General features: G+C 71.4%; 17 protein-coding genes and 3 pseudogenes (1 of these 20 cut by a window edge). 9 read left to right on the top strand and 11 right to left on the bottom strand.

Features of this window, described 5'->3' with window-relative positions:
• Window positions 1–37 precede the first annotated feature (37 nt).
• Complete coding sequence (locus tag F1D61_RS22005; RefSeq protein ID WP_203154243.1) at window positions 38–919, top strand: methyltransferase domain-containing protein; 882 nt, start codon at window positions 38–40, stop codon at window positions 917–919.
• Window positions 916–1,269 (top strand): DUF427 domain-containing protein, encoded by a 354-nt coding sequence (locus F1D61_RS22010; RefSeq protein ID WP_203154245.1) that lies wholly within the window; start codon window positions 916–918, stop codon window positions 1,267–1,269. The genes F1D61_RS22005 and F1D61_RS22010 overlap by 4 nt, the downstream gene beginning before the upstream one ends.
• 235 nt (window positions 1,270–1,504) lie before the next feature.
• On the opposite strand, the gene F1D61_RS22015 is transcribed toward F1D61_RS22010, so the two are convergent.
• From F1D61_RS22015 to argJ, 3 genes are read right to left on the bottom strand one after another with little or no spacing between them, the layout of a single operon-like run.
• Complete coding sequence (locus tag F1D61_RS22015; RefSeq protein ID WP_203154247.1) at window positions 1,505–1,921, bottom strand: (deoxy)nucleoside triphosphate pyrophosphohydrolase; 417 nt, start codon at window positions 1,919–1,921, stop codon at window positions 1,505–1,507.
• 48 nt (window positions 1,922–1,969) lie between these two features.
• Window positions 1,970–2,683, bottom strand: coding sequence for an SIMPL domain-containing protein (locus tag F1D61_RS22020; RefSeq protein WP_246775464.1), 714 nt, complete (start codon window positions 2,681–2,683; stop codon window positions 1,970–1,972).
• A complete protein-coding gene (gene argJ, locus F1D61_RS22025) occupies window positions 2,680–3,921 on the bottom strand; it encodes a bifunctional glutamate N-acetyltransferase/amino-acid acetyltransferase ArgJ (RefSeq protein ID WP_203154250.1) in 1,242 nt (413 codons plus the stop codon). Before argJ ends, F1D61_RS22020 begins: the two co-directional genes overlap by 4 nt.
• 325 nt (window positions 3,922–4,246) lie before the next feature.
• Between argJ and F1D61_RS22030 the strand changes: the two genes are divergently transcribed.
• Together F1D61_RS22030 and F1D61_RS22035 are read left to right on the top strand one after the other, a co-directional pair.
• On the top strand, window positions 4,247–5,221 hold the full coding sequence (locus tag F1D61_RS22030; protein ID WP_203154252.1) for a LysR family transcriptional regulator: 975 nt from the start codon (window positions 4,247–4,249) through the stop codon (window positions 5,219–5,221).
• A 48-nt stretch (window positions 5,222–5,269) separates the two neighbouring features.
• Window positions 5,270–5,953: a 4'-phosphopantetheinyl transferase family protein gene (locus F1D61_RS22035; protein WP_203154254.1), complete on the top strand. Its 684-nt coding sequence runs from the start codon at window positions 5,270–5,272 to the stop codon at window positions 5,951–5,953.
• Window positions 5,954–6,094: 141 nt separating this feature from the next.
• Here F1D61_RS22035 and garD read toward each other — a convergent pair whose 3' ends face one another.
• The 3 genes and pseudogenes from garD to F1D61_RS22050 form a co-directional block, all read right to left on the bottom strand.
• Complete coding sequence (gene garD / locus F1D61_RS22040) at window positions 6,095–7,678, bottom strand: galactarate dehydratase (protein ID WP_432443162.1); 1,584 nt, start codon at window positions 7,676–7,678, stop codon at window positions 6,095–6,097.
• An 82-nt stretch (window positions 7,679–7,760) separates the two neighbouring features.
• Window positions 7,761–8,701 (bottom strand): annotated as a pseudogene (kdgD, locus tag F1D61_RS22045) (5-dehydro-4-deoxyglucarate dehydratase).
• 96 nt (window positions 8,702–8,797) lie between these two features.
• Window positions 8,798–9,703 carry a LysR family transcriptional regulator gene (locus tag F1D61_RS22050; protein ID WP_203154256.1) on the bottom strand — a complete coding sequence of 302 codons (906 nt, stop codon included), beginning with the start codon at window positions 9,701–9,703 and terminating at the stop codon, window positions 8,798–8,800.
• A 114-nt stretch (window positions 9,704–9,817) separates the two neighbouring features.
• Between F1D61_RS22050 and F1D61_RS22055 the strand changes: the two genes are divergently transcribed.
• Window positions 9,818–10,771, top strand: a complete 954-nt coding sequence (locus F1D61_RS22055; RefSeq protein ID WP_203154258.1) for a class I SAM-dependent methyltransferase — start codon at window positions 9,818–9,820, stop codon at window positions 10,769–10,771.
• A 19-nt stretch (window positions 10,772–10,790) separates the two neighbouring features.
• On the opposite strand, the gene F1D61_RS22060 is transcribed toward F1D61_RS22055, so the two are convergent.
• Entirely contained in the window at window positions 10,791–13,706 is a 2,916-nt protein-coding gene (locus F1D61_RS22060) for a glycosyltransferase (RefSeq protein ID WP_203154260.1), read from the bottom strand.
• A gap of 508 nt (window positions 13,707–14,214) precedes the next feature.
• On the opposite strand from F1D61_RS22060, the gene F1D61_RS22065 reads away from it, so the two are divergent.
• Entirely contained in the window at window positions 14,215–16,461 is a 2,247-nt protein-coding gene (locus F1D61_RS22065; protein WP_203154262.1) for a TonB-dependent siderophore receptor, read from the top strand.
• Window positions 16,462–16,492: 31 nt separating this feature from the next.
• Here F1D61_RS22065 and F1D61_RS22070 read toward each other — a convergent pair whose 3' ends face one another.
• Genes F1D61_RS22070 through F1D61_RS22080 form a run of 3 tightly spaced genes read right to left on the bottom strand, consistent with a single transcriptional unit; the run spans window position 16,493 to window position 21,251 of the window.
• A complete protein-coding gene (locus F1D61_RS22070) occupies window positions 16,493–18,865 on the bottom strand; it encodes a glycosyltransferase (RefSeq protein WP_348649467.1) in 2,373 nt (790 codons plus the stop codon).
• The gene (locus F1D61_RS22075; RefSeq protein ID WP_203154264.1) at window positions 18,784–20,088 is read right to left on the bottom strand and encodes a CgeB family protein; all 1,305 of its coding nucleotides are present in this window, start codon (window positions 20,086–20,088) and stop codon (window positions 18,784–18,786) included. Before F1D61_RS22075 ends, F1D61_RS22070 begins: the two co-directional genes overlap by 82 nt.
• An 11-nt stretch (window positions 20,089–20,099) precedes the next feature.
• A complete protein-coding gene (locus F1D61_RS22080; RefSeq protein ID WP_246775465.1) occupies window positions 20,100–21,251 on the bottom strand; it encodes a glycosyltransferase family protein in 1,152 nt (383 codons plus the stop codon).
• 178 nt (window positions 21,252–21,429) lie between these two features.
• On the opposite strand from F1D61_RS22080, the gene F1D61_RS22085 reads away from it, so the two are divergent.
• Complete coding sequence (locus F1D61_RS22085) at window positions 21,430–24,144, top strand: hybrid sensor histidine kinase/response regulator (protein ID WP_203154266.1); 2,715 nt, start codon at window positions 21,430–21,432, stop codon at window positions 24,142–24,144.
• Between the two features lie 183 nt (window positions 24,145–24,327).
• On the opposite strand, the pseudogene F1D61_RS22090 reads toward F1D61_RS22085, so the two are convergent.
• Window positions 24,328–24,447, bottom strand: a pseudogene (locus F1D61_RS22090) (IS5/IS1182 family transposase); the annotation flags it as partial.
• Between the two features lie 428 nt (window positions 24,448–24,875).
• Between F1D61_RS22090 and F1D61_RS22095 the strand changes: the two are divergent.
• Complete coding sequence (locus F1D61_RS22095) at window positions 24,876–25,112, top strand: recombinase family protein (protein WP_432443318.1); 237 nt, start codon at window positions 24,876–24,878, stop codon at window positions 25,110–25,112.
• A gap of 66 nt (window positions 25,113–25,178) precedes the next feature.
• A pseudogene (locus tag F1D61_RS22100) lies at window positions 25,179–25,483 on the top strand (recombinase family protein); its annotated part runs 370 nt beyond the window's last position; the annotation flags it as partial.

The raw sequence follows: 25,483 nt of genomic DNA on the forward strand, positions 1-25,483 counted from the left end.
CTGGCGCCGGGCGCGCGGGCGCGCCATCTAGCGGGCGATGTCCTCGCCGCTCCTGTTCGACTCCGCCCTGATCCGCAAGCGCCTCGCGCGCGCCCGCCGCACCGGCTTCGCCGATTTCCTGGTCGCGCGGGCGGTCGACGACCTGTCGGACCGCCTCGATGCGGTGCTGCGGGAGTTTCCCCACGCCCTCGACCTCGGGACCCCGGTGCCGGCGGCGGCGACCTGGCTCGCGCGGAGCGGCCGGGCCGGGGCCGTCACGCGGCTCGCCCCCGTGGCCGAGCCGGGCAGCCCCGGCGTTTCGGTCGCGGTCGGTGATCCGGAGGCCTTGCCCTTCGCGGATCGGCGCTTCGACCTCGCGGTGTCGCTGCTGGCGCTCCAGCACGCCAACGACCTCCCGGGCGCCCTGGTGCAGGTCCGCCGGGCGCTGAAGCCCGACGGGCTGTTCGTTGGCTGCCTGCTCGGCGGGCGCACCCTGACGGAGCTGCGCCAGGTGCTGACCCAGGCCGAGAGCGAGATCGAGGGGGGAGTGAGCCCGCGGGTCGCGCCCTTCGCGGAGGTGCGCGACCTCGGCGGCCTGCTCCAGCGCGCCGGCTTCGCCCTGCCGGTCACCGATGTCGAGACCGTCACGGTGCGCTACGGCGACCCGTTCGGGCTGATGCGCGACCTGCGCGCCATGGGGCTCTCCAACGCCTTGCGGGAACGCCGCGGGACCTTGCGGCGCGAGACCCTGATGCGGGCGGCCGGCCTCTATGCCGAGCGCTTCGCCGACGCGGATGGGCGCCTGCGGGCGACCTTCGAGCTGATCTGGCTGTCGGGCTGGGTGCCGCACGAGAGCCAGCAGAAGCCGCTGCGGCCGGGCAGCGCCCAGGCGCGGCTGGCCGACGCCCTCGGCACCGTCGAACGCAAGGAGCCGTCATGACGGATCATCCGATCACGATCACCCCGAACCCGCACCGCATCCGGGTGATGCTCGGCGGGACGATCGTCGCCGAGAGCACCCGGGCGATCACCTTGCGCGAGGGCGGCATGGCGCCGGTGCAGTACATCCCGCGCGAGGATGCCGCGATGGACCTCTTCGAGCGGACCGAGCACCGCACCCATTGCCCGCACAAGGGCGATGCGAGCTACTATTCGCTCACTGCCGGCGGGGTCGAGCGGGCGAATGCGGTCTGGAGCTACGAGGCGCCGTTCCCGGCGGTGGCGGCGATTGCCGGTCACCTGGCCTTCTACCCGAGCAAGGTCGACGCGATCGAGGAGTTCACAGAGTAATCGGCGGCCGTCGATCTGTCCGGTTGTTCAAAAATCCCGTCGATGCAAATCTCCGCGTCATCCCGGGGCTCGCCGAAGGCGAGAACCCGGGATCCATAACCGCTGACAGGAGAGGAAAGGGCGGCCAGCGTTCCGCTTCATCCTGAAACGTCGGCGGTTATGGATCCCGGGTTCCGCTGCGCGGCCCCGGGATGACCCGGAGGGTTTCGGTTCGGGTGAGGAGACAGACCCTCTCTCACGGCCCCAGCAGGTCGACGATCGCGGGCAGCAGCGGCAGGTCCGCGGGCGGCATCGGGTAGCTCGCGAGGTCGCGCGGACGCACCCATTTGAGCGCCTGCCCCTCCCGCGACTGCACGAAGCCCTCCCAGCGCCGGCAGACGTAGAGCGGCATCAGGAGGTGGAAGGTCTCGTAAGCGTGGCTGGCGAAGCTCAGGGGCGCGAGGCAGTCCGCCTTCACGGTGATGCCGAGTTCTTCCGCCAGCTCGCGGATCAGCGTCTCCTCCGGGCGTTCCCCGGGCTCGATCTTGCCGCCCGGGAATTCCCACAACCCCGCGAGCTGCTTGCCGGGCGGGCGCTGCGCCAGGAGCACGCGCCCGTCCGGATCGACGAGGGCCACCGCCACCACGAGGAGGAGCTTGAGGGGATCTGCCATGAGGTCCTCGGGTATCCGGGCGGCTCGCTTGAGGGAAGGTCGCGCCCGTCAGGGCGCAACCCGATACGTGACCTCGACGGCGGCCTCGACCGTGAGGGTGCCGGGTTCGACCGGGACGGCGAGGCCGCCGGGCGCGCCCTTGGCGGCGTAGGCGCGGGCCAGCATCGGAGCCGGCGCGCCGGCCCGCGGCGGCGAGACGATGCTGTCGAGACGGCCGAGGCGGGTGCCCGCCGCCTCCGCCAGGATCTCGGCCTGTCGCTGCGCATCCCGCACCGCCTCGGCCCGGACGGTGTCCTCGGTCCGGCCCGGCTCCGACAGACCGAAGGCGACGCCGCCGATCCGGTCGGCCCCGCCGTCGAGCAGGCGGCGCATCAGGGCGCCGAGGCGCTTGAGGTCGCGCACCCGCACCGAGACGGAGTTGGTCGCCTGGTAACCGTCGGGCACGTCCCGCACCTGGCCGCCGGGATCGCGCACCGTCTTGCTGGCCGGGCGTAAGGACACCGCCGCCGTGGCGAGGTCGGGGCCGGAGATGCCGAACTCGCCGGCAAGCTCCACCACCTTGCGGGCGGCGGCCGAGTTCTGGTCGAGGGCCGCCGCCGGGCTCGGGCCGCGGCTCTCCACCGCGACCTCCACCGTAGCGAAGTCCGGGGCCACCTCGCGGCTCGCCCGGCCAATGACGCTGATCCGGCCGGGCGCCGCGTCCTCGGCGAGAGCGGGCCCCGCCAGGAGCGTGCCGACGAGGAACGCCGCGGCGGCCCTCACGAGCGGTAATCCCCGTTGATCTCGACATAGGCCTTGGTGAGATCGCAGGTCCAGACCCGGGCGGTGCCGGCGCCCAGACCGAGATCGACCCCAATCCGGACCTCGTCGCCGCGCATCGCCGCGGAGGCCGCCTCCTCGTCGTAGCCGGGATCGCGGGCGCCCTCGACGGCGACGCGCACGTCGCCGAACCAGATCGCCAGGCGGTCGCGGTCGGCGGGCTCGCCGGCCTTGCCGACCGCCATCACCACCCGGCCCCAATTGGCGTCCTCGCCCGCCACCGCGGTCTTCACCAGCGGGGAGTTGGCGATCGACATCGCGATCCGGTGGGCCGAGGCGTCGTCGGTCGCGCCCCCGACCTCGACGGTGACGAACTTGCGCGCGCCCTCGCCGTCGCGGGCCACCAGCTGGGCGAGCTCGACCAGCAGCTCGTCGAGCGCCTGCGCGAACGCGGCCAGGGCCGGATCCTCGGCCGACGTGACGGGAGCGTTGCCGGCCTTGGCGGTGGCAAACAGCATCAGGGTGTCGGAGGTCGAGGTGTCGCCGTCGACCGTGCAGCAGTTGAAGCTCCGGGCGACGCCGCGGCTGAGCAGCGCCTGCAGCACCTCGGCCGGCAGGTCGGCATCGGTGAACACGAAGGAGAGCATCGTCGCCATGTCGGGGGCGATCATGCCGGCGCCCTTGGCGATGCCGTTGATCGTCACGTCTGCCCCGCCGAGCCGCACCCGGCGGGTGGCGAGCTTCGGGAAGGTATCGGTCGTCATGATGGCGCTGGCGGCTTCGGTCCACCGCTCCGCATCCGGGCCGGTGCGGCCGGCGCAGTCGGCGAGCACGCCGTCGAACTTCGTGGCGTCGAGAGGCTCGCCGATCACCCCGGTCGAGGCGATGAAGACCTCGGCCGGCGCGCAATCCGCGGCCTTGCCGGCGATCTCGGCGGTGAGGCGCACCGATTCGCGGCCCTTGAGGCCGGTGAAGGCGTTGGCGTTGCCGGAATTGACCACCAGCGCCCGCGCCGATTGCCCCGCCCGCAGGGTCTCGCGGCACCAGTCGACGGCGGCGGAGGGGCATTTCGAGCGGGTGAAGACGCCGGCCGCCCGGGTGCCCGGATCGAGCAGGACCAGCAGCACGTCGGTGCGGCCGCGATAGCGGATGCCGGCCTGCGCAGTGGCGAGGCGCACGCCGGGGATCGGCGGCAGGGCGGGCTGGTGCTTGGGCGCGAGCGGCGAGACGGGGTGAGACATGCAGGGCTCCGGTCCGCCGACGCCTCGTCGTCCGCATCGGCGCCGCGGTGTTGCCCCGCGAAGCCGGCTGACGTCAACCGGGCCGGAGCCGCGGCCGCGGCACAGGTTGTATATCCGGTTGTGCATGTTCGAGTTGAGATGCGGCGCTCGAAGCCCCGCCGGCCCACGCGCGTAGGAGAGCGAGGGCCGCAAAAATGATTGTCGCTGCGGGGCTGACGCAAGGGCGGCATGGAGTTCCCTTATCTAGAGTTGCAGATTATTATCTAGAGGGTCAGCCTCGGGAGGCGCCGTCGCGCGCTCCCATCCGCCGCCCGGAGGTTCCCGCTTGGCCCACCCGCAAGTCCTTCGCGACATGGCGCTCTTCGTCGAGGTTGCGAAGCGGAAGAGCTTCAGCCAGGCCGCTGTGGCGCTCGACGTGCCGATCTCGTCCCTCTCCCGCCGCATCACCCAGTTCGAGACCTCGATCGGCCTGCGCCTGCTGGACCGGACCACCCGCAAGATCGTGCTGACCCCCCATGGCGAGGTCTATTACGAGCAGGCGACCCGCCTGGTGGAGGAAGCGCAGCGGACCTTCGACGAGCTGATCGCCCAGGCCAAGGGCCCGATCGGCCTCCTCAAGATCGCGGCGCCGCCCGATCCGTGGGTCCTGAACCATCTGTCGGTCGTGGCGGGCGATTACGCGCTCCGCTACGCCGAGGTGCGGGTGCATCTCGATCTCTGGCCGCATCTCGTCGACCTCGCCCAGGAGGGCTACGACCTGGCGCTCTCCGTCGGCGCCCCGCGGGAAACCTCGATGATCACCCGCAAGGTGGCGCAGCTGGAGACCGGCCTGTTCGCGGCGCCCGACTACCTCGACCGGGCCGGCCGGCCCGAGACCCCGGCCGATCTCGAGCGGCACCAGGCGGTCATGGTGGCCCCCTCGGCATCGGGCAGCGCGTCGCCGGGGATCTGGTCGCTGGAGCGCGACGACGAGGCGGTCTCGACCTCGGTCGCCCGCACGGTCTCCAGCAACAGCCAGGGCATGGCCCGGCGCCTCGCCACGTCGGGGCACGGGATCGGCCTTCTCCAGGTCATCGACGTCGAACAGGACGTGGAGGCGGGCCGCCTGGAGCGGGTCCTGCCCGAGTGGCGCAGCCCGCCGAACCCGGTCTACATCGTCACGACCTCGCGGCTCGTGCCGGCCAAGACCCGCAGCTTCATCGCCTTCGCGTCGCGCCGGCTCGCCGAGCAGCTCGCGCCCCGCGGCGTCACCCTGGACGAGGCCGAACTCGCCGCCCTGTACGACCTGCAGGAGGCGTGACGCGACCCTCCCGCCCGTGCTTTAGGGCGTGACGGGCGGAGCGGCGACGTGACGGATCTCTCTGAACTCAGGTTCGCCGGCGGCGCCCTGGCGGTGGCGGCACCGGCCGATACGGTGGCGGCCCTGCCGGCGAGGCGCCTGGATCTGCCGCCGGACGAAGCCGCGCGCATCGCCCGCTTCCGGCAGCCGCGGGACCGTCACGAGCGGGCGGCCGCGCACGGGCTGCTGCGCCACCTGCTCGGCCCCTGGCTCGGCCGTGGCCCAGAAGAAATCGTCCTCGCGCGCGATGCCGGCGACCGGCCGTTCCTGCCCGGCATGCCGGGCCTGGACCTGAATCTCAGCCATGGGGGCGGCTGGGTCGCGGTCGGGCTGTCGCTGTCGGGCCGGATCGGCGTCGACGTCGAGGGCACCGCCCGGCCGGTGGATTGGGATCGCGTCGCGCCGGTCTTCCTGCACCCGGCCGAGCTCGCCGAATACCGCGGCCTGCCGGCGGGCGCGCGGCCGCGCCGGGCCCTGGAACTCTGGTCGGTCAAGGAAGCCTGCCTGAAGGCGACCGGCGAGGGCCTGGTCGCCGAGCCCTGCTCCGTCCGGCCGATCCCCGACGGCGCGGGCTGGCGCCTGGCGCGGGCAGGGCTGTCGCTGCGGGCGGCGTCTCGGGTGCTGCCGGACGGGGCGCGGTTCGCCTGGGCGGTGGAGGAGGGGGCGGAGGTCGCGGTGGTGGTGGCACGCTGATCGCGCGGCGGTTCGTCCTCGCCGATCGTCGATCGAGGCGCATGGCCGGTTCGGCAGCCGCGTCGGCGTTCCGGGGCCGCGAAGGCGGAGCCCGGACCGGCGAGGGGGAATTCGCCTCCATCGGTCGGGCGAGCTGGGCTCTCAGGTGATCGGCGCCGGGTTGAACAAGGTCAGGTCGTTGTAGAGCCCCCAATGGTCCGACCACGGCTTCTTGCGCCCGCTCGCCACGTCGAGGATCAGGTGGAACAGCTCCCAGCCGGTCTCCTCGATCGTCGCCTCGCCGGTCGCGATCCTGCCCGCATCGAGGTCGATCAGGTCGGACCAGCGCCGGCTGAGCTCGGTGCGGGTCGCGACCTTGATCACCGGCGCCTCGGCGAGCCCGTAGGGCGTGCCGCGCCCGGTCGAGAAGACCTGGAGGGTGATGCCGGAGGCCAGTTGCAGCGTGCCGCAGACGAAGTCGCTCGCCGGGGTGGCCGCGAAGATCAGGCCCTTCTGGCGCACCCGCTCGCCCGGCGCGAGCACGCCGCGGATCGCGCTGGTGCCGGATTTCGCCACCGAGCCCAGCGCCTTCTCGACGATGTTGTTGAGCCCGCCCTTCTTGTTGCCGGGGGACGGATTGGCGCTGCGGTCGGCTCCGCCTTGCGCGAGGTAGTCGTCGTACCAGGCCATCTCCCGGACGAGCGCGCGGGCCACCTCCTCGGTCTCGGCCCGGGTCGTAAGGAGGTGGATCGCGTCCCGCACCTCGGTCACTTCCGAGAACATCACCGTGCCGCCGGCCCGCACCAGGAGATCGGCGGCAAAGCCGAGGGCCGGGTTGGCGGTGACGCCCGAGAAGGCGTCGCTGCCGCCGCATTGCAGCCCGACCACGAGATCGGCGGCCGGGCAGGTCTCGCGGGTGCGCCGGTCGAGCACCGTCAGCCGGGCTTCCGCCATCGCCATGATGCTGTCGAGCATCATCCCGAAGCCCTGGTGCGCCTCGTCCTGGAGCCGCACCACGCCGTCGGCCCGGCCCTCGGGCAGCAGCCGCTCGGAGACCAGCTTCTCGCAGCCGAGGCCGACCACCATCACCTCGCCGCCGAAATTCGGGTTCTGCGCCAGGCTCTGGAGGGTGCGGATCGGGATCACCGCCTGCGGGGCGTTGATGGCGACGCCGCAGCCATACGCGTGGGTGAGCCCGATCACGTCGTCGACGTTGGGAAAGCGCGGCAGCAGCTCCCGCTTGATCCGCCGGATCGCCACCTCGAGGGTGCCGGCAACGCATTGCACGCTGGTCGAGATCGCCAGGATGTTGCGGGTGCCGACCGAGCCGTCCGGATTGCGGTAGCCCTCGAAGGTGTAGCCGTCCAGCGGCGGCAGGGGGGCCGGCACGCGGGTGGCGAGCGGCAACCGGTCGAGGGCGGGCGCGAGCGGCGTGCGCACCCGCGATTCCTCGACCCAGGCGCCGCGGGGCAGCGCCTCGAGCGCCGTGCCGATCACCTCGCCGTAGCGGCGGATCTCCCCGCCCTCCGGGATGTCCTGGAGCGCCACCTTGTGGCCCTGCGGCACGAATTCCCGAAGGGTGAGGCCGTCGGGGAAGACCGTGCCGGCCGGCAGCCCGAAGGCGTTGACCACGATGGCGACGTTGTCGCTCTCGTGCAGGCGGATGGTGCGGGCGACGTCGCCCCGCCGTGCAGGTTCGGCCTCCGGGGTGGCCCGTCCCTCGGGCGTCCGCATCTCGTCCGGCATCGGCTCCCTCCCGGTCCTGCCGGCGTCGCGACCGGTTCTTCGACGAAAGACGACGGCGCCGCCCGGTCTTGTCTGTCAAGGCCTACTCGGCCGCCAGCGCCTGCCCGCGATCGATGCGGGCGACGAGGGCGGCCAGTTCCGCCTGCTCGGCCGCGGTGAGGTCGGTGAGCGGGTGACGCACCGGGCCGGAATCGCGCCCGACCACCCGCATCCCGGCCTTGATGATCGAGACGGCGTAGCCCTTGCGGCGGTTGCGGATCTCGATCAGCGGCAGGATGAAGTCGCGCAGGCCCTGCGCCACCGCCGCCCGGTCGCGGCGGCGCACGGCGGCGTAGAAATCGAGTGCGAAGCCCGGCACGAAGTTGAACACCGCCGAGGAATAGGTCGTCACGCCCATCTCGAGATAGGGCAGGGCGAAGGTCTCGGCGGTGGGCAGCCCGCCGATATAGGTCAGCCGGTCGCCGAGCCGCGAATAGATCCGGGTCATCAGCTCGATGTCGCCGATGCCGTCCTTGTAGCCGACGAGGTTCGGCAGGCGGTCGCACAGCCGCGCCAGGGCGTCGGGGCCGATCACCGCGTTGTCGCGGTTGTAGACGATCACGCCGAGGCCGGTCGACCGGCACACCGCCTCGATATGGGCCGAGAGGCCGTCCTGCTCCGAGCCGACGAGGTAGGGCGGCAGCAGAAGCAGGCCGTCGGCGCCGGCCTGTTCCGCCGCGCGGGCCATCTCGCAGGCGATGGCGGTGCCGTAGCCCGCACCCGCCAGCACCGGCACCCGGCCATGGGTCTCGGCCACCGCGACGCCGACGACGCGGGCGACCTCGGCCGGGGTGAGGGAGAAGAACTCGCCGGTGCCGCCGGCCGCGAACAGGCCGGCGACGTCGTAGCCGCACAGCCAATCGAGGTTGCTGCGGTACTGCGCCTCGTCGAAGGCGAGATCGGCGGTGAAGGGGGTGACCGGAAGGAGAGCAGGCCGGCGCCGAGGCGCCGGGCGACGTCGACGGGCGAGAGCGCGGTGGCCATCGGAGCGTGAACCTTGTCTCGGGCTCGGGGCAGACCCCGCGTTTCGCGAGGTCTACCCCCGCCCATGATGCCGTTCCAGCACCATGTCGGCATGGTTCAATCCAATTCCGGCATCGATCCGTCGAGGGTGCCGGCAAGCTCGGCCAGGATCGGGATCAGCGGGTTGTCGTTGCCGCGGCGCCAGACGAGGTAGAGGTCCACCGGCCGGCGCGGTGCCGGCACCAGGGGACGGAGCGTCACGCCGGCGACCCGCAACGAGGCCGCCGAATCCGGCACCAGGGCAAGCCCGAGCCCGGAGCGCACCAGCGACAGGATGGTGTGGATCTGCGCCAGGTGCTGCACCGCCCGGGGGCGCAGGCCGGCCTCCGCGAAATAGTCGCCGACGAGGTCGTGGAAGTAGCGCGCCTCGTCCGGCGCGTAGGCGATCAGCGGCTCGGCCGCGAGGTCTCGCGCCGTCACGCTCTCGCCCGCCGCCAGGGGATGGTCGTCGGGAACCGCCGCCACCAGGGTCTCGCGGGCGATGCGCAAGCTCCCGTCGGCGGCGGGCGGCAGGGGCGGGCGCATCAGGCCGAGATCGATGCCGTGCGCGCCCAACGCCTCGGCCTGGGCGGCGCTGACCATCTCCTTCAGCAGGATGTCGGCCTCCGGCAGACGGGTGCGCGCCGCCCGCACCAGATCGGGCAGGGTGCGGTAGGCGGCCGCCGCCGTAAAGCCCAGGGTGACGCTGCCGGCCTGTCCCGCCGCCACCCGCCGCGTGGTCGCCGCCGCCTCGTCCGCCAGACGAAGGATTTTCCGGGCCTCGGTGAGGAAGCGGCGGCCGGCCGGGGTCAGGCGCACGGCGCGGCTGCTCCGGTTGAGCAGGGCCACGTCGAGGACGCGCTCGAGCACCTGGATCTGCCGGCTCACCGGCGGCTGGGTCAGGTGCAGCCGCTCGGCGGCGCGGCCGAAATGCAGCTCCTCGGCCACCGCCACGAAGCAGCGCAACTGGCTCAATTCGAACATTCGGGCTACTCCGCGCACGCGCTCCGCGGGACGAGGCCGGAAGGCCTAGTCCGTTTCCGCGGATCGAGGGCCGGCAATCCGCCGGCCGCCGCTTCACGTAGAGACAGGCCGCCGATGTCCTCGACGCTCCACCTTGTCCGGCATGCCGTCCCCTTCACCCGCTACCCGTACCGGGGCGAGGCGATGGCGTGCAATCTCTGCGGCGGCTCCGAGACCCTGACCGTGGCCGAGACCGACCGGCGGCTGAAGCGCCTGCGCTCCGTCGCCTGCACCGGATGCGGGCTGATCCGCACCGACCCGATGCCGACGGAAGCCGAGCTCGACGCCTATTACGCCTCGGCCTATCGCGCCGCCTACCAGTTCGCCCTCGGCCGGCGCCCGCCGCGCCACCACCTCAACCGCTCCCGGCGCGAGGCGGCGTTTCGCGCCGAGCTGCTGAGCCCCGCCCTACGGCCCGGCACCCGGGTACTGGATTTCGGTGCCGGCTCGGGCGAGTTCCTGGCCGCCGCACGGGGGCGGGGCTGCGAGGTGACCGGGGTCGAGCCCGGCCGGTCCTACGCGGCCTATGCCCGCGCCAAGCACGGCGCGCGGGTACTCCACCGGCTCGACGCGCTCGCGCCCGACGAGACCTTCGACGTCGTGACGGTCCACCACGTGCTCGAGCACCTGCGCGACCCGGTCGACACCCTGGTCCGCCTGGCCGGCCGGCTCGCGCCGGGCGGCGTGCTCTATGCCGCGGTGCCCAACATGGCGGCGACGGGCAAGCCGCCGCACGAGCGTTTCCACTTCGCCCATGTCCACGGCTTCGTCCGCCAGACCCTCGACCGCGCCGCACGCCGCGCCGGATTGGTGCCGCACCCCGCCTATCGGCGCGAGGATACGACGGCGGTGTACCGGCAGGCCGACGCGTCCGACGGGTCCGGTCTCGCCGAACCCGGCCTGGCGCAGGACCTCGCCGCCGCCCTCGCTCCGGTCCGGCCCGGCGCCTACATCGCCTCGGGCGCCTGGCTCCGCCCGATGCTTCGCCGCAACGCGAAGGCGATCCGGGATACGTTCGCGTCGCGGTGACCCGCGACGCGACGACGGCTCAGGCCGAGCGCAGGGCCGGCGCCTCGGCGCGGTCCCCGGCCAGGCCGTAATAGCTCTGCAGGAGGTCGGAATAGGCGAGCGGCTCGTAGGGGCCGCGCCGCGCATACAGGTCCGGCAGCGACAGGTCGAGCAGCAGGTCGTTGAGGGCGCCCGCATCCTGGGCCAGGGCGGGATCGAGGATCACGCCGTCGCCGCGGGCCCGCAGGCGCTCGGCCGGAGCGCCGAGATCGAACACCACCGGCGGCACGCCGGCGGCGAGCGCGACCGACAGGGTGTAGCAATAGGTTTCCGGCCAGATCGAGCTGATCAGCACCAGATCGATGCCGAGCTCGTGCAGCAGGTCGATCGCCTCCTCGTCGCTGGCATAGGGGCCGGTCTCGACCACGCCCAGGGCCGCCAGGCGGTCGGGAAAGTTGCTGTAGCCCACCACCTTGTACTCGATCGGCAACTCGCGCAGGCGGGCGTCGGTGGCCAGATCGTGCAGGACGTTCGATCCCTTGTGCGGTCCGACGCCGCCGAGCGCGGCGATGCGCAGGGAGGTATGCGAGTTCATCATCCGCCCGGCGCGCATCACGACCCGGCGCGGACGGGCGACCAGCGTTTCCTCGTGCGGCCGGACCACGATCCGGCTGCCGGGCAGGTGCGGGGCGAGGCGCTGGGCGATGTCCTGCGAGGGCGACAGCACCGAGGTGGCGCCGGCGAGGAAGCGCGCATAGGTCTCGCGCCGGGCGGCCGGATCGGCCACCGCGCGGCTGCCGTGATCGATGGCGATGCAGCGGCGGCATTCGCCGACATCCGGCAGGCCGCAGAAACGGTTGAGCGGCGTGACGAGGTCGTTGCGGTGGCAGACGGCGGCGTAGTCGTGCAGCGTGAAGGCGTAGGGACCCGCGGCCCGCACGATCTCCATCATCCCTTCCGTCGACGCCCAGTCGAGCCCGACGAAGGAATGCACGTGCGTGAGCACGGGCTTGAGCCAGTCCAGGAACGCGGCGATGAGGTGGCCCTGCCGGTCGATCCGCAGCGCGCCGCACGAGGAGAGCGGGATCGCCCGCGACGAATCGGGCAGGCACTCGATCTCGATGCTCTGCTCGCCCGCGGCCTTCAGGATCACGACCTCGTGGCCCTCCTCCGCCAGGCGATCCGCCAGGCTGCGGATATGGGTGACGATGCCCCCGATCCGGTTATGCGTGACGAACACGACCGTGTTCGGCCCGAGATTCTTGGCCAGGCGGTAGAGATCGAGGCGGATGCGGGCCTCCCGGGCGGGATCGGCCGCCACGTAGCTCAGCACCTGGGAGGTGTAGTCCGGATGCTTGCCGAGCAGGCGCTTCTCGATCTCCACCATGTTCTTGCTGAAGGTATTGTCGAACGAGGCGCCACCGGAATGATACACGAAGATGTCGTGGGCGAGCAGGTTGCGGAAGCCCGCCTTCCGTGCCCTCAGGCAGAAATCGTTCTCCTCACCGTAGCCGCGCCCGAAGGTCTCGGCGTCGAAGGTGCCGATCGCGTCGATGATCGAGCGCCGCATGTAGAAGCAGAAGCCGACGCCGGTCGGGATCTCCGAGGAGAGCCGGTGGTTGCTGGCGCTGGCGCTGGCGTCCAGCTCCGGCAGGGAGAGCTCGAGCTGGATGCGGTTGTTGAAGTCGAATTGCGGATAGCTGCAGATCGTCGCGTTGTTCGACAGCGGCGTGATGGTCGCGGCGTCGGGATTGGCCCGGGCGTGCCACAGCATCCGGTCGAGCCAGTCGCCGTAGGGAATCGCATCCGAGTTGAGGAGGATCACGTCCTTCGTCTCGCACAGGGCGAGCGCCTTGTTGACCGAGGCGACGAAGCCGAGATTCGTCTCGTTCACGGCGTAGAGGAACAGGCCCTGCTCGGCGAGCGCGGCCAGCGCGTCGTTCAGTTCGGGCAGCGGGCCGCAATCGTTGACCACCAGGAGCGCGAAGCGGCTCGCCTGCGGGGTCGCGAGCACGGCGTGGACGGCGCGCAGCGTCTCCTCGTAGCCCTTGTAGACCGGGATCACCACGACGACCTCGGCGGAAGCCAGGTCCGTCGCTGGGCTCGCCGCCGCCCACTCGGCCTGCGTCGGCGCGGTCGGCGCCGGCCACAATCCCTTGCCGTACGGGTTCGGCTTCAGCCCGAGCGCCCGCCCTTCGGTGACGTAGTGGTAGAGCGGGTTGACGTTCGCCGGCACGACCTTGCCGTATCGACCGAGATAATACTCGCTCCAGAACAGCTCCGACGGATTGCGTCCTTCCTTCCAGCCGTATTGGGCATAATGGAGGAGGGCGTCGGCCCCGGCTTCACGGACGTCGGTGTAGCTCGACAGGTAGTAGTTCTCGTCGAATTCCGGTTCGATCGCCGCGACGAGGGCTTCGATCTCCGGCGGCGGCCGATCCACGCGCGCCGCCGCCTCCGCCGCCTTGCGCTCCGCGGTCGTCACGAGCGGCTGGGTCAGGCCGAGCAGGGTGTGGGTCGAGACGTAATGGTAGAACGGGGGCAGGCCGCTGTAGCGCAGGTGCAGGTTGCGGTTGACGTGATCGGACCCCACGAAGTCCGCGTTCGGCTCGCAGCCCTGGCGCCAGCCGCCGGACAGGTAATGCTGCAGCGGGTCGATACCGGCCGTCAGACCATAGGTTCGGATGTAGAATTCCGCGTCGAAGTAGTCGCCGATGACCGCCCGCTGGATCTCAATGAAATCCGCCATCGCACCGGTCGACGTGGCCCGGCGCCGATCGGGCGACAATTCGAAGTAATGCAAGAGCGGATTGACCGCGGGCTGCACCGGGTCAAGATACTTGTCTTTGTAGTACAGGGTCGAAAAATCCGATGACGGATCACGACCTTCGCGCCATCCGCTCGCCATGTAGTGCTCGAACGGATCGTGCCCGCCAGCAGCGACGTCGGGGTTCATCCTGAGATAGAACTCGGCATCGAAGAGTCCTGCGACTCCGCGATGACGCATCAAATTGCGAGCGAGTTTTTTAATCATTGTCTCAGTGGCCGTTTGCTTCTGGCGGTACCGACCGGACTGACCTGCGTCGCGGCGTTCGGTCGGGGACCCGATCGTCTAGTCGTTCCTTAACGGCCCGGGCGGCCGCATTCAATGCTTCTTGCTCTGTGCGGGGCGACCGGCATGAACGCCGCCCGCCGCGAAAGACGCGCGACATCTTTCACGGCCTTGAAGCGGGATTATGATCGGCGCGCCGGACGAGCCGCCTCGCATGGATCGACGGCGTTGCGCGGATGACACAAGCCCTGACATCCACAGCCCGATCTGCGATTCGGAGTTCGCGTCCCGAAGGGCCGTGTTAGGGAAAAAGCGAGCTAATGCAACAACTTAGTATCATTCTAAAGAGCGGCACCAGCCTGGGCGGCGCACAGCCCCCGGGACAGGCGAGCCGTTGCCCGAAGGTCACGCCATGCGTTCCCATCCCCGCCTCCCCACTTCCTCTCGCCGCCTGGTCGCCGCGCTCGCCGGCGGCGTCTCCCTGCTCGGCCTCGTCGTCGCGGATGCGAGGGCGCAGGAGGCGACGCCGCCCCGGCAGGGTGCGGCGGCCGGCGGCTCGATCCAACTCGAACAGATCGACGTCGCGGGCAACGGTGCGCCGGCCGGGGCGGGCGTCGTCGCGGCCCGCGCGAAGGAGGACCCGCGCGGCCCGATCGAGGGCTACGTCGCTAAGCGGACCCTGACCTCGACCAAGACCGACACCCCGCTGATCGAGACGCCGCAATCGATCACCGTGATCGGGCGCGAGCAGCTCGACGCCCTCAAGCCGCAGCAGGTCGGCGAGGCGATCAGCTACTCGGCCGGCGTCTTCGGCAACGTGTTCGGGCCCGATCCGCGGGTCGACTTCTTCCTGATCCGCGGCTTCACGGCGAACGATACCGGCCTGTACCGGGACGGCCTGCAGCTCTTCAACTACGGCTTCGCCGCCTACAAGGTCGATCCGTTCGGCCTCGAACGCATCGACGTGCTGCGCGGGCCGGCCGCGGTTCTGTTCGGCCAGGGCGGGCCCGGCGGCCTGATCAACATGGTCAGCAAGAAGCCGCCCCTGGAGCCCCTGCGCTACGTCGAGGTCGGCGGCGGCTCGTTCGGCCAGAAATACCTCGCCTTCGATCTCGGCGGGCCGGCCGATGCGGAGGGCAAGTGGTTCTACCGCCTGACCGGCATCGGCCGGCAGGGCGGCACCCAGGTCGACGGGCTAGACGAGAACCGCGGCTACATCGCCCCGACCTTCACCTACCGGCCGGACGGCGCCACCACCTTCACGCTGCTGTCGAGCGTCCAGTACGACGATACCGGCCGGCTCAATGCGTTCCTGCCCTATTACGGCACGGTGCGGCCGACGGTGCTCGGCCTGCGCATTCCCCAGAACTACAACGTCTCGGATCCGTTCAACAACACCTACCGGCGCACCCAGGCCAGCGTCGGCTACGAGTTCGAGCACGTCTTTGACGACACCTGGACCTTCCGGCAGAACCTGCGCTACGCCTTCAGCGACTCGCTCGACGACGCGTTCCTGGGCGGGCTCGGCTATGCCGACGCGAACCAGACGGAAATCGCCCGCTACCGCTTCCGTGCGGCATCGCGGGCGCGCCTGTTCAACGTCGACAACCAGGCGGTGGCCCGGTTCGACGACGGCCTGTTCAAGCACACATTCCTGATGGGCCTCGACTACAAGAACTTCCAGCTCAATGACAACCAGGCCACCGGGGGCTTTGCCGGCACGCCGGTCGCGAACTTCAACATCATCACGCCGAATTACGGCAGCCCGAGCGTCCCGGTCGCGCCCTATCTCGTCAATTACGACGTGTTCCAGCAGCTCGGCCTCTATTTCCAGGATCAGGTCAAGCTCACCCCCGAACTGACCCTGGTCGTGTCCGGCCGCGGCGACTTCACCTCGAACGAGGTCAACAACCGTCTCGCCAGCACGCAGACGCGGCAATCGGCCAATGCCTACACCCAGCGCTACGGGCTGATCTACAATTTCGATTTCGGCCTGGCGCCGTATGTCAGCTATTCGACCTTCTTCAACCCGCAGGTCGGCACCAACTTCTTCAGCCAGCCGTTCAAGCCGACGACCGGCGACCAGGTCGAGGCTGGCGTCAAGTACGAGATCCCGGGCGCGAACGCCTTCCTGACGCTCGCCGCCTTCGACCTGGCGCTCGCCAACACCCTGACCGCCGACCCGACCAACCCGCTCAACCAACTCCAGCTCGGCGAGACCCGCTCGCGCGGCTTCGAGGCGCAGCTGGTGGCCAACATCACCAAGGACTTCAACGTCGTCGCGTCGTTCACGAGCTACAACCTCGAGATCACCAAGGGCGATGTCGGCGCGATCGGCCGGACCCCGACCAACACCCCCGAGACCCTGGCCTCGGTCTTCGCCGACTACACCATCCCGACCGGCGACTGGGCCGGGTTCGGCTTCGGGGCGGGCGTGCGCTATGTCGGCCGCTCCTTCGCCGACGTGAACAACACCCTGACGGTGCCAGAGCGCGCCCTGTTCGACGCGGTGGTGCATTACAGCCGCGACAACTGGCGCTTCGCCATCAACGCCGCCAACCTCGCCGACAAGCGCTTCGTGTCGTCGTGCCAGTCGGTCACCGCCTGCTTCTACGGCGAGCAGCGCCGCATCACCGCGAGCCTGAGCTACAAGTGGTGAGAGGAGGGGCGGGGACATTGCGCCCCGCCCGTCACCCCGGGACCATCCCGAGGACGTGCCGCGGAAAGTCCGGCAGGGCGACGGCGCCGCGCTCGTAGACCTGGAACACCCGCAAGCTCCCGTCCCGCAGGGCGGCCAGCGGCAGCTGGATCTCGAAGCCGGCGGTCAGCGCGTCGTCATCCTCGAGATGGGCCGCCACGTCCTGGCGGGCGAAGCTCTCGGCGATCATGAACCGGCGCCCGTGCCCCGTGCCCCAGCGGGCGATCCAGGCGAGCGGCCGGCCGCGCCCGGGCGTGAAGGCCCAGCCCGACACGGTGACCGGAGTGCCGAGGAGCGGCGAGGCCTCGCCGACCGTGACGGCGTCGAGGCTCGGGCGGCTGCGCACCCGTTTGATCCAGGGTCGGCGCAAGGCGGGCGGCGGCTCGGCCGCGACCAGGCAGGGCCGGGCGGTGGGAGCGACGAACAGCGTCGTGCCGGTCTCATGAAGGTCGGCCCCGGTCTCGTCGCCGATCAGGACGCCGACGCGGTAGGAGCCGGGCGGGATGTCGCGGATCTGCCCCTCGACACCGATTCGATCCGTCCCGTCCGCGTCGTGCCACACCGCCCGGGTCCAGGCCGTGCCCGCCTCGCCCTCCAGGACGAGGACGGCCGGCCCGCGATGCATGCCGCCGGGCAATTCCACCACGAGGCGGGTGATACCGCCCTGGCGCGCCACCGGCACGCCCGCGATGACCGGCAAGCCGTGGGCTGCAACGCGCGCAGGCCCGGCGCCGCGGCGGATCGCGCCCTCCGGCATCGGCAGGCCGACCCGCCACGGCGTGACCGGTCCCGGCGCGGGGAAACCCGGGGCGGTGACGTAGGCGATCTCCCGGGCCACCGCGAGGTGATCGGAGAAGACCTGGAGCAGGTCGATCGCATAGGGACCGCCCGGCAGGTCCGCCATGCGCAGCTGCGCCGCGAAGCCCGCCTGCTCGGCCCGGCCGGTGCCGAAGCGGCCGGCGAGGTCCGGGCGGCGCTCGGGGAGGGCAGCGACGAAAAGCGTGGCGCTGCCTGAGCGCAGCCGCAGCCAGGTGCCGACCGGCCGGCCGGCTTCCGGCCGCCAGATCCAGCCGCGCAGCGAGAGGCTGTCGCAGGCCGCGCAGGCGCCGATCCGCCCGGGCAGCCGCTGGCCGTCGACGACGAGGTCGGCGATCTCCCAGGACAGGCCGGGCTCGCTCGGCGCGAGGACGCGCTCGGGGAGGGCGGCGGTCGCCGGCGGCAGGGCGGCGGTGATCGCGCTCGTGTCCTCCGTCCCGTCCCAGACGATCGCCGGATCGGTCCAGTCGGGATGGTTGAGGCGGAATCCGAGATCGACGGCCGAGAGGGTGAAAGGACCCGACGGCTCGCCCGGGCCGGGATGCGGGGCGGGCCGGGCCGCGATCAGGTCGCGGTAGAGCGCCGCCATCTGCCCGGCGTGCCCGGCCACGCTCGGGAAGCTTTTTTCGGCGATGTTGGCGCGCAGGCCGGCAACCAGGCCGGGATCGTGCGCCAGCCGCCGCAGTGCCTGGCGCACGGCGCCGGATTCGCCGGGCGGGACCTTGAGGCCGTCGACGCCGTCGGAGACCCGTTCCCCCGGCGCGCCGAGATCGGTGACGATCGGGATCAGGCCGGCCCGCCACGCCTCGGTGAGCGAGATCATGTAGGTCTCGGGCCAGAGGGAGAGGTGGAGCGACACGTCGCAGCCGGCGAGCAGGGCCGGCACCTCCTCGCGGGTATAGCCGCCGCGCAGGATGAGCCGCTCCCCGGCCTGCGCCTCGAAGGCGGTGACGAGGTAGGTCTCGACATAGCCGAACACCTCGAAGACGAAGCCCTCGCCCTCGGTGATGCGGACGAGTTCGAGCAGGGTCCGGGCGCCCTTGTGGTCGACGACGTTGCCGAGCACCGCAACCCGCATCGGACGGCGCGGGTCGGGCGTGCCGGTCCCGGCGGCATCCGGTGGCGGGAGGGCTGCCGGCGCCGCATCCACCATCTCGATCACCGCGACCCGGGCCGTCGCCTCGGGGTAGAAGGCCCGGACGTAGTCGGCGGTGGCGGGCGTGCTGGTCACGAAGGCATCGACGCTGCCGAGCATCCGCGCCACGAACCCGTCGCGCCGCGCCTTGGCGCCGGCCGGCCGGCCCTCGGTGGTGGCGAGGCAGCCGTCGCACTGCTCTTCGCCCCGATCCACCACGTCGCAGAACCGGCCGTGCTGGTTCATCAGGGTGTAGCGGTGGCAGACCAGGAAGAAGTCGTGCAACTGGGCCACCACCGGCACGCCGTGGGCGCCGGCGATGGCCGGAAGGCTCAGGGGCAGGCCGAGCAGGTGGTGGACATGGACGAGGTCGATCCGGCGCTCGACCAGGATGCGCTCGAACACGGCCTCGATCTCGGGCTGGCGAGCAGCGTCTCGGCCGGCGGGATCGGCCACGCTTCCGATGTCTCGCCCTGGTCCAGACGCATCACCCAGGCGTCGTCCTCGAAGGAGGGATAGAGGAACAGGGGCTCGAACCCGTTGAGCGCGCCGGCCAGCTGCTCCTGGTAGAATTCCACCCCGCCGCCCTGGCGCCGTCCGGCCCGGTTGTGGGCGATGAACAGGATGCGGGGTTTGGCGACGGTCGGCGCGGGCCGTGCCGGAACGGTCCCGCGCTCGACGACCGCCCGCAGGATCACGTCCACCCGATGATCGTAGAGGTGCTCGGCCAGGGTGCGGATTCGCGCCCGCTCGGCCATGGCGATGCGCCCCTGCGGATCGGCCAGCATCGCGGTGATCGCGGCGACGGCCTCGTCCTCCGCGCAGGCGCGGATCTCCCGTTCGGCCTCGTAATAATCGAAAGTTTCGGGCTCGGCTCCGACCACGAGCTGCGCCCCGCCGGCCAGCGCGACCTCGAACAGCCGCGGCGGCGGCGTCGTGCCCGCCGGCGTCTCGCCGGCACCCGCGGTGAAGACCCGCGGCAGGGTCAGCACCACCCGGCTGGCATTGGCGAACCGGGCGAAATCCTCGTTGCCGCAGCGCCAGTCGACGATCAGGTCGTCGCGCACCAGCACCGCTTGCGGCAGGTAGGCATTGGCCGGCAGCGCGATCTTCACCCGCAGGTCGCGGGGAAAGGCCGCCAGGATCCGGTTGAGCGTCGCGACCCGGTTCGGCCAGGCCGTCCCGACGAACAGCAGGTCGTAGCGGTACTCCGCGTCGTCGGTCCGGACGGGCAGATCCTGGAACAGGGTCGTGGCCGCCAGCGGCAGGTGCCGGGCGCTCTCCTCGTAGCGGGCGAGCGAGCCCCGGTCGTTGGTGAAGACGAGGTCGAAGCAGCCCGAGAGCCGGGCATTCGCGGCGCCGAGGTAAGGGTCCTCGGTGGTCCAGAGCGCGCTGGTGCCGGCGAGCGCGCAGAGGCGGCGCAGGAGCGCGTGGTGGCGGCTCGCCCCCCCGAGCGCGAGCACGAGGTCGAAGCGCTCGGCTTGCGCCAGCGCCACCGCGTCGGCATGGGTCGCCCGGACCACCCGGGCGACCGCCGGATGGCGCCGCAGGGCGTCGGCGACGGCGAGGGTGATGTAGGCGTTGCTGGTCCTCGGCTCGGTGTCGAGCAGGAGCACCGCGAGAGGCTTACGGGGCATGGGGCTTCCGGTCACGCGGCCATCACCGCCAGGATGGTCTCGGCCCGGTGGCGGTAGGTATGGGCGCCGAGCGCCCGGGCGCGGGCGCGCTCCGCCATCGCCGCGAAGACGGCGGGCTCGCGGTGGGAGCGGGCGATGGCCTCGGCGATCTCCCGCACGTCGTCGAAGAGCAGGATCTCGCGGCCCTCCTCGAAATATTCCAGGATCTCGAGGCCGGCGGCGAAGCAGAGCTGCGGCGCCCCCGCCAGGGCCGCCTCGAAGACCCGCGGCCCCGGGGTCGCGGCCGGCAGCCGGAAGCGCCGGTTGGCGATGTCGAGGTCGCGGCCGATCGCCAGGGTGAGGCGGGCCGCGCTCGCCCGGTCGGCCATGGCGGCCGGCGCCAGGCGGCTGTTCTCGGCGAAGGGCAGGGCGGCCGGCCATCCTGCACCGCGCACCTCGACGCGATACCCCGACAGGCTGCCTTGCGCCCGCTCCAGGAGCGCGATCCGGTTGGGAAAGGCCGCACCGCAGAAGAACAGGTCGAGGGGCCGCTCGGCCATCGGCGTTACGCGCCGGTCGTGGGTCCGGCGGCAGGCGGCGAGCGGCAGGTGCGAGACGGCGGCGTGCCGGTAATGGGGCAGGGCCCAGCGGTCGTTGGTGAAGACGTGGTCGGCCAGGGCCTCCGCCTTCGGGGCGTAATCGAACTCGTAGGGATCGTCGTGGAGCCAGAAGGCGAGACGTGCCCCCGCCCGCCGGGCGCTCCGCGCCAGCCCGCGCAGCGGCGCGGCATCCACCGCGACGCTGCCTAGGGCCACGACGAGGCTCGGGGAGAACCCCGCGATAGCCTCCCCGGCGAGTTCCAGCGGGCTCGCCCGCACGGCGGCCGCGCCCAGCACCTCGACGAAGCCGTCGCGCAGCGCATCGCGGATCGGCACGTTGTGGTTCACCGCGTCCGGGCTCGTGCTCACCACCAGGACCTTCGCGGGAGACGTGCCTTTCAGGAGCATGCGGACCGGTGCGGCGAGGGGCGATCGGGGGAAGACGGGATCGGACGATGCCGAACACGCAAAAGCCGCCGAGATCAAGGCCTGCGAGACCGAGGCCTCGTTCGGGACGCCCTCGATCCCGCCGGGCGCCGTCCCGACGGCCGTCGCGTCCCGGACCCGGCTGCCCTCCCGGAACATCCCGCATGGGACGATCCCGGAAGGCAGGGCCGGCTCCCGCACATCCGGCGACACGCCGCGCCATAAGGTGATAGGAGAGAACGCTGCGGTTGCCGCGTAAGGCTGCCGCGCCATCTCCTTCGCGTCCGGCGCCGCCTCAAGGCCGATCCGGGCCGATCCCACCTCCCGCGTTGAGCTGATGAGCGTCCTACCGCCGGCCCTGGACTACCGGAGCCTCTTCGACGCCTCGCCGCATCCCTGCCTGGTCCTCGACCCGCAGGGCCGCGTCCTGACGGCCAACCGGGCCTATCTCGCCGGGGCCGGGCCGAGCCGGGGCCCGGACGACCTCGTCGGCCGGCACCTCCGGGATGCGATGCCGGACGCGGCCGACCGGATCGCGCCGATCGAGGCGTCGATCGCCCGCGCGGTCGCGACCGGCCGGCCGGACACCGTGGAGGGCGGCGCGGAGGGGCCGGGCTGGAGCGTCACCCACGTCCCGGTGAAGGATGCGGCCGGCGCGATCGGGGCGGTGCTCCATCACCCGGAAGCCCATCCGGGCCCGACCCGGCCCGTGCCGGAGGCCACCCCGGCCCTGCACGAGGCCCACCAGCGCCGGGAGCAGATCTTCCAGCAGATGCCCGGCTTCGTCGCGGTCCTGCACGGGCCCGACCACGTCTTCGAATACGTCAACGATGCCTACGTGACGATCGCCGGCCCGCGCGACTTCCTCGGCCGCACCGTGCGCGAGGTGTTTCCGGAACTCGCCGAGCAGGGCTTCTACGACCTCCTGGACACGGTCTACCGCACGGCGCAGCCCTTCGCCGCCCGCGCGATGCCGATCCGCCTCGCGGGCGACCCGGCCGAGCGCGCCATCGACCTCCTGTACCAGCCGCTGCGGGACGAGGCCGGCGCGGTCACGGGCATCTTCGTGGGCGGCTACGACGTCACCGAGCAGGTCCGCTCGCAGGCGGCGCTCCGCGACAGCGAGGAACGCTACCGCACCCTGCTCGAGAGCATCGATGTCGGATTCTGCATTCTCGAGATGAGGTTCGACGGCGAGGGGCGGGCGGTCGATTACCGGATCGCCGAGGCCAACCCCGCCTTCGCCCGCCAGACCGGGGCCGACGTGGCGGGCCGGTGGGTGAGCGAGTTCGCCCCCGACCTCGAGCGGCACTGGTTCGACACCTATGGCGGCGTGGCGCGGACCGGCCAGCCGGTGCACTTCGAAAACCAGGCCGACGTGTTCGGCCGCTGGTTCGACGTGCGGGCCCTGCGGGTCGGCGACCCGGCTCTCGCGAAGGTCGCGGTGTTCTTCAGCGACATCTCCGAGCGCAAGCGCATGGAGGAGGCTCTGCGGGTCCTCAACGCCTCGCTGGAGGCGCAGGTCGCGCAGCGCACCGCCGAGCGCGACCAGATCTGGCAGGCCTCCACCGACCTGTTCTGCATCGCCACCCCCGAGGGCCATCTCCTCAGCCTCAATCCGGCCTGGACCGCGCTCCTCGGCTGGAGCGAGGGCGAACTCGTCGGCCGCTCGTTCCTCGACCTCGTCCACCCGGAGGACCGGCCGCTCACGGTCGCGGCGGCCGAGGGCCTGGCCCGCGGCGAGGCGCAGGCCCATTTCGAGATCCGCACCCGGCACCGCGACGGCTCGCATCGCTGGCTGTCCTGGAACGCGGTACCGCGGGACGGGCGCGTCTACGCCACCGTGCGCGACGTGACGGCGATCAAGGCGCAGGCCGCGGCGCTGGCCCAGGCCGAGGAGGCGCTGCGCCAGTCGCAGAAGATGGAGGCGGTGGGCCAGCTCACCGGCGGCGTCGCCCACGACTTCAACAACCTGCTCACGATCATCCGCTCGTCGGTGGACTTCCTGCGCCGGCCCGAACTGCCGGAGGCGCGCAAGCGCCGCTACCTCGATGCGGTCTCCGATACGGTGGACCGGGCCGCCAAGCTCACCGGCCAGCTCCTCGCCTTCGCCCGCCGTCAGGCGCTCTCGCCGGCGGTGTTCGATGTCGGCGAGAAGGTGCGCGGCGTGGCCGACATGATCGACACGGTGACGGGCGCCCGGGTGCGGGTGGCGGTGTCGCTGCCGGACGAGCCGTGCTTCGTGCGGGCCGATCTCAGCCAGTTCGAGACCGCGCTCATCAACATGGCGGTCAATGCCCGCGACGCGATGGAGGGCGAGGGCACGCTGACCCTGAGCCTGACCGGCGGCGTCCCGATGCCGCCAATCCGGGGTCATGCCGGCTCGCAGAACGCCTTCGCGGCGATCGCGCTGACCGATACCGGGCCGGGCGTGCCGCCGGACCTCCTCGGCCGCATCTTCGAGCCGTTCTTCACCACCAAGGAGGTGGGACGGGGCACGGGCTTAGGCCTGTCCCAGGTCTTCGGCTTCGCCAAGCAGTCGGGCGGCGACGTCGACGTGGCGAGCCGTCCCGGCGAAGGCGCCACCTTCACCCTCTACCTGCCGGAGGCGCCGGAAGCGGCCTGCGCCGACGACGAGACCGCCGCCGACCCCTCGGCCTCGCCGATCGGCGCCGGCGAGAGCGTGCTGGTGGTCGAGGACAACATCGAGGTCGGCCGCTTCTGCACCCAGATCCTGCAGGATCTCGGCTACCGCACCACCTGGGCGACCAATGCCGAGGAGGCCCTGGACCGGCTCGGCGCCGACGGGGCCGGGTTCGACGTGGTCTTCTCCGACGTGGTGATGCCCGGCATGGGCGGCCTCGCGCTCGCCCACGCGTTGCGCCTGCGCCTGCCGCGCCTGCCGGTGGTGCTGGCCTCCGGCTACAGCCACGTCCTGGCCCAGGACGACGCCCACGGTTTCGAGCTTCTGCACAAGCCGTACTCGGCCGAGCAGCTCGGCCACATCCTGCGCCGGGTCACCCGGCAGGGCGTGCGGCGGCGGGCGGGATAATCGGTCTTCCGGGGGAGCAAATCCCAGGTCACCGTGAAACATTTCGAAAAATCAAGCCGTGGCTGCGTCGCCGCCGTGGTGGGCAGCCAAGCTGGATCGATCGAATTTGTTCCATAATGCTGCTTATGCGAATTTGGGGTGTCGGCGCTGGGTTGGGATGTGCCACTTAGGGTCGAGCCTCGATCAGCGCCAGAAGGCGATAACGGCGGCCAAGGCGAGACCCGAGGCGAAGTTGCGGGCGAGCTTGTCGTAGCGGGTGGCGATGCGGCGGAAGTCCTTGCGGCGGCAGAAGACCGCCTTAATGGCCTGATCACAAACGACAGGTTTTGTCTGGTGCGCACGGTGCAGCTTGTCCTGATGTGGTGGCGTCGGCCACCGCGTCGGCGCGGCTGCACAGCGGCCAGCCAGAGGGCAGATCTCGAACGGGAGAGCGATCGGGGAGGTGCCCATGCGTCGCCACTGGCAGATCCGCCGTCAGACCACGATCACGCCGGACGCAGCCCGGCGATGGGATCGGGCCTACGGCCTCATTCTGAGCTGGGGATCACCTGAAGCCCCACCGGCAGCGATGCAAATGGCCCTCCCCCTCGCAGAGGAGGCAAGCCATGAGGACAGCTGTCTACGTGCGGGTCTCGACGGTGCGCCAGGCCCAAGCCCAGACCATCGATCAGCAGCTCGACCGTCTGCGGGTCCATCTGTAAGCACAGAGTACCACCCTGGACGACAGCGCCATCTTCCGGGATGACGGCCAGAGTGGAGCGACGCTGAACCGGCCCGGTCTGGACCGGCTGCGCGATGCCGTGTGCGCTGGCGAGATCGATCGGGTTCTGATCACCGATCCCGACCAGCTGTCGCGCAACTACGTCCAGATGATGATCGTGTTGCAGGAACTCGAACGCTTCGGATGCGAGGTGACGTTCCTTGATCGTCCGATCGGACGGGATCCGCACGACCAACTGCTGTTGTAGATCCGCGGTGCCGTGGCAGAGTACGAGCGCACGCTGATCGCGGAACGGATGCGGCGAGGACGCCAGATGCGCCTGCGTGCCGGCAGCCTGCTTCCCTGGACCCGAGCGCCCTACGGGTATCGGCTCGATCCCGACCGGCCGCGCGACCCGGCCGGAGTTCGGCTGGAGCCGGCTGAGGGCGCCGTCGTCCAGCAGGTGTTCGCCCGCTACGTCGAGGAGGAGGCCAGCCTGTTCGGCCTGGCCAACCACCTGCGAGCCCTCGGCATCGCCTCGCCGACAGGCCGCCCCCGCTGGAGTTCGGCCTCGCTGCGCGGCCTGCTGACCAACCCGGTCTATACCGGCCAGGTCTTCGCCGGCCGGTGGCGCAGCCG

The sequence above is a fragment of the Methylobacterium aquaticum genome, assembly GCF_016804325.1.
GTDB classification, from domain to species: Bacteria; Pseudomonadota; Alphaproteobacteria; order Rhizobiales; family Beijerinckiaceae; genus Methylobacterium; species Methylobacterium aquaticum_C.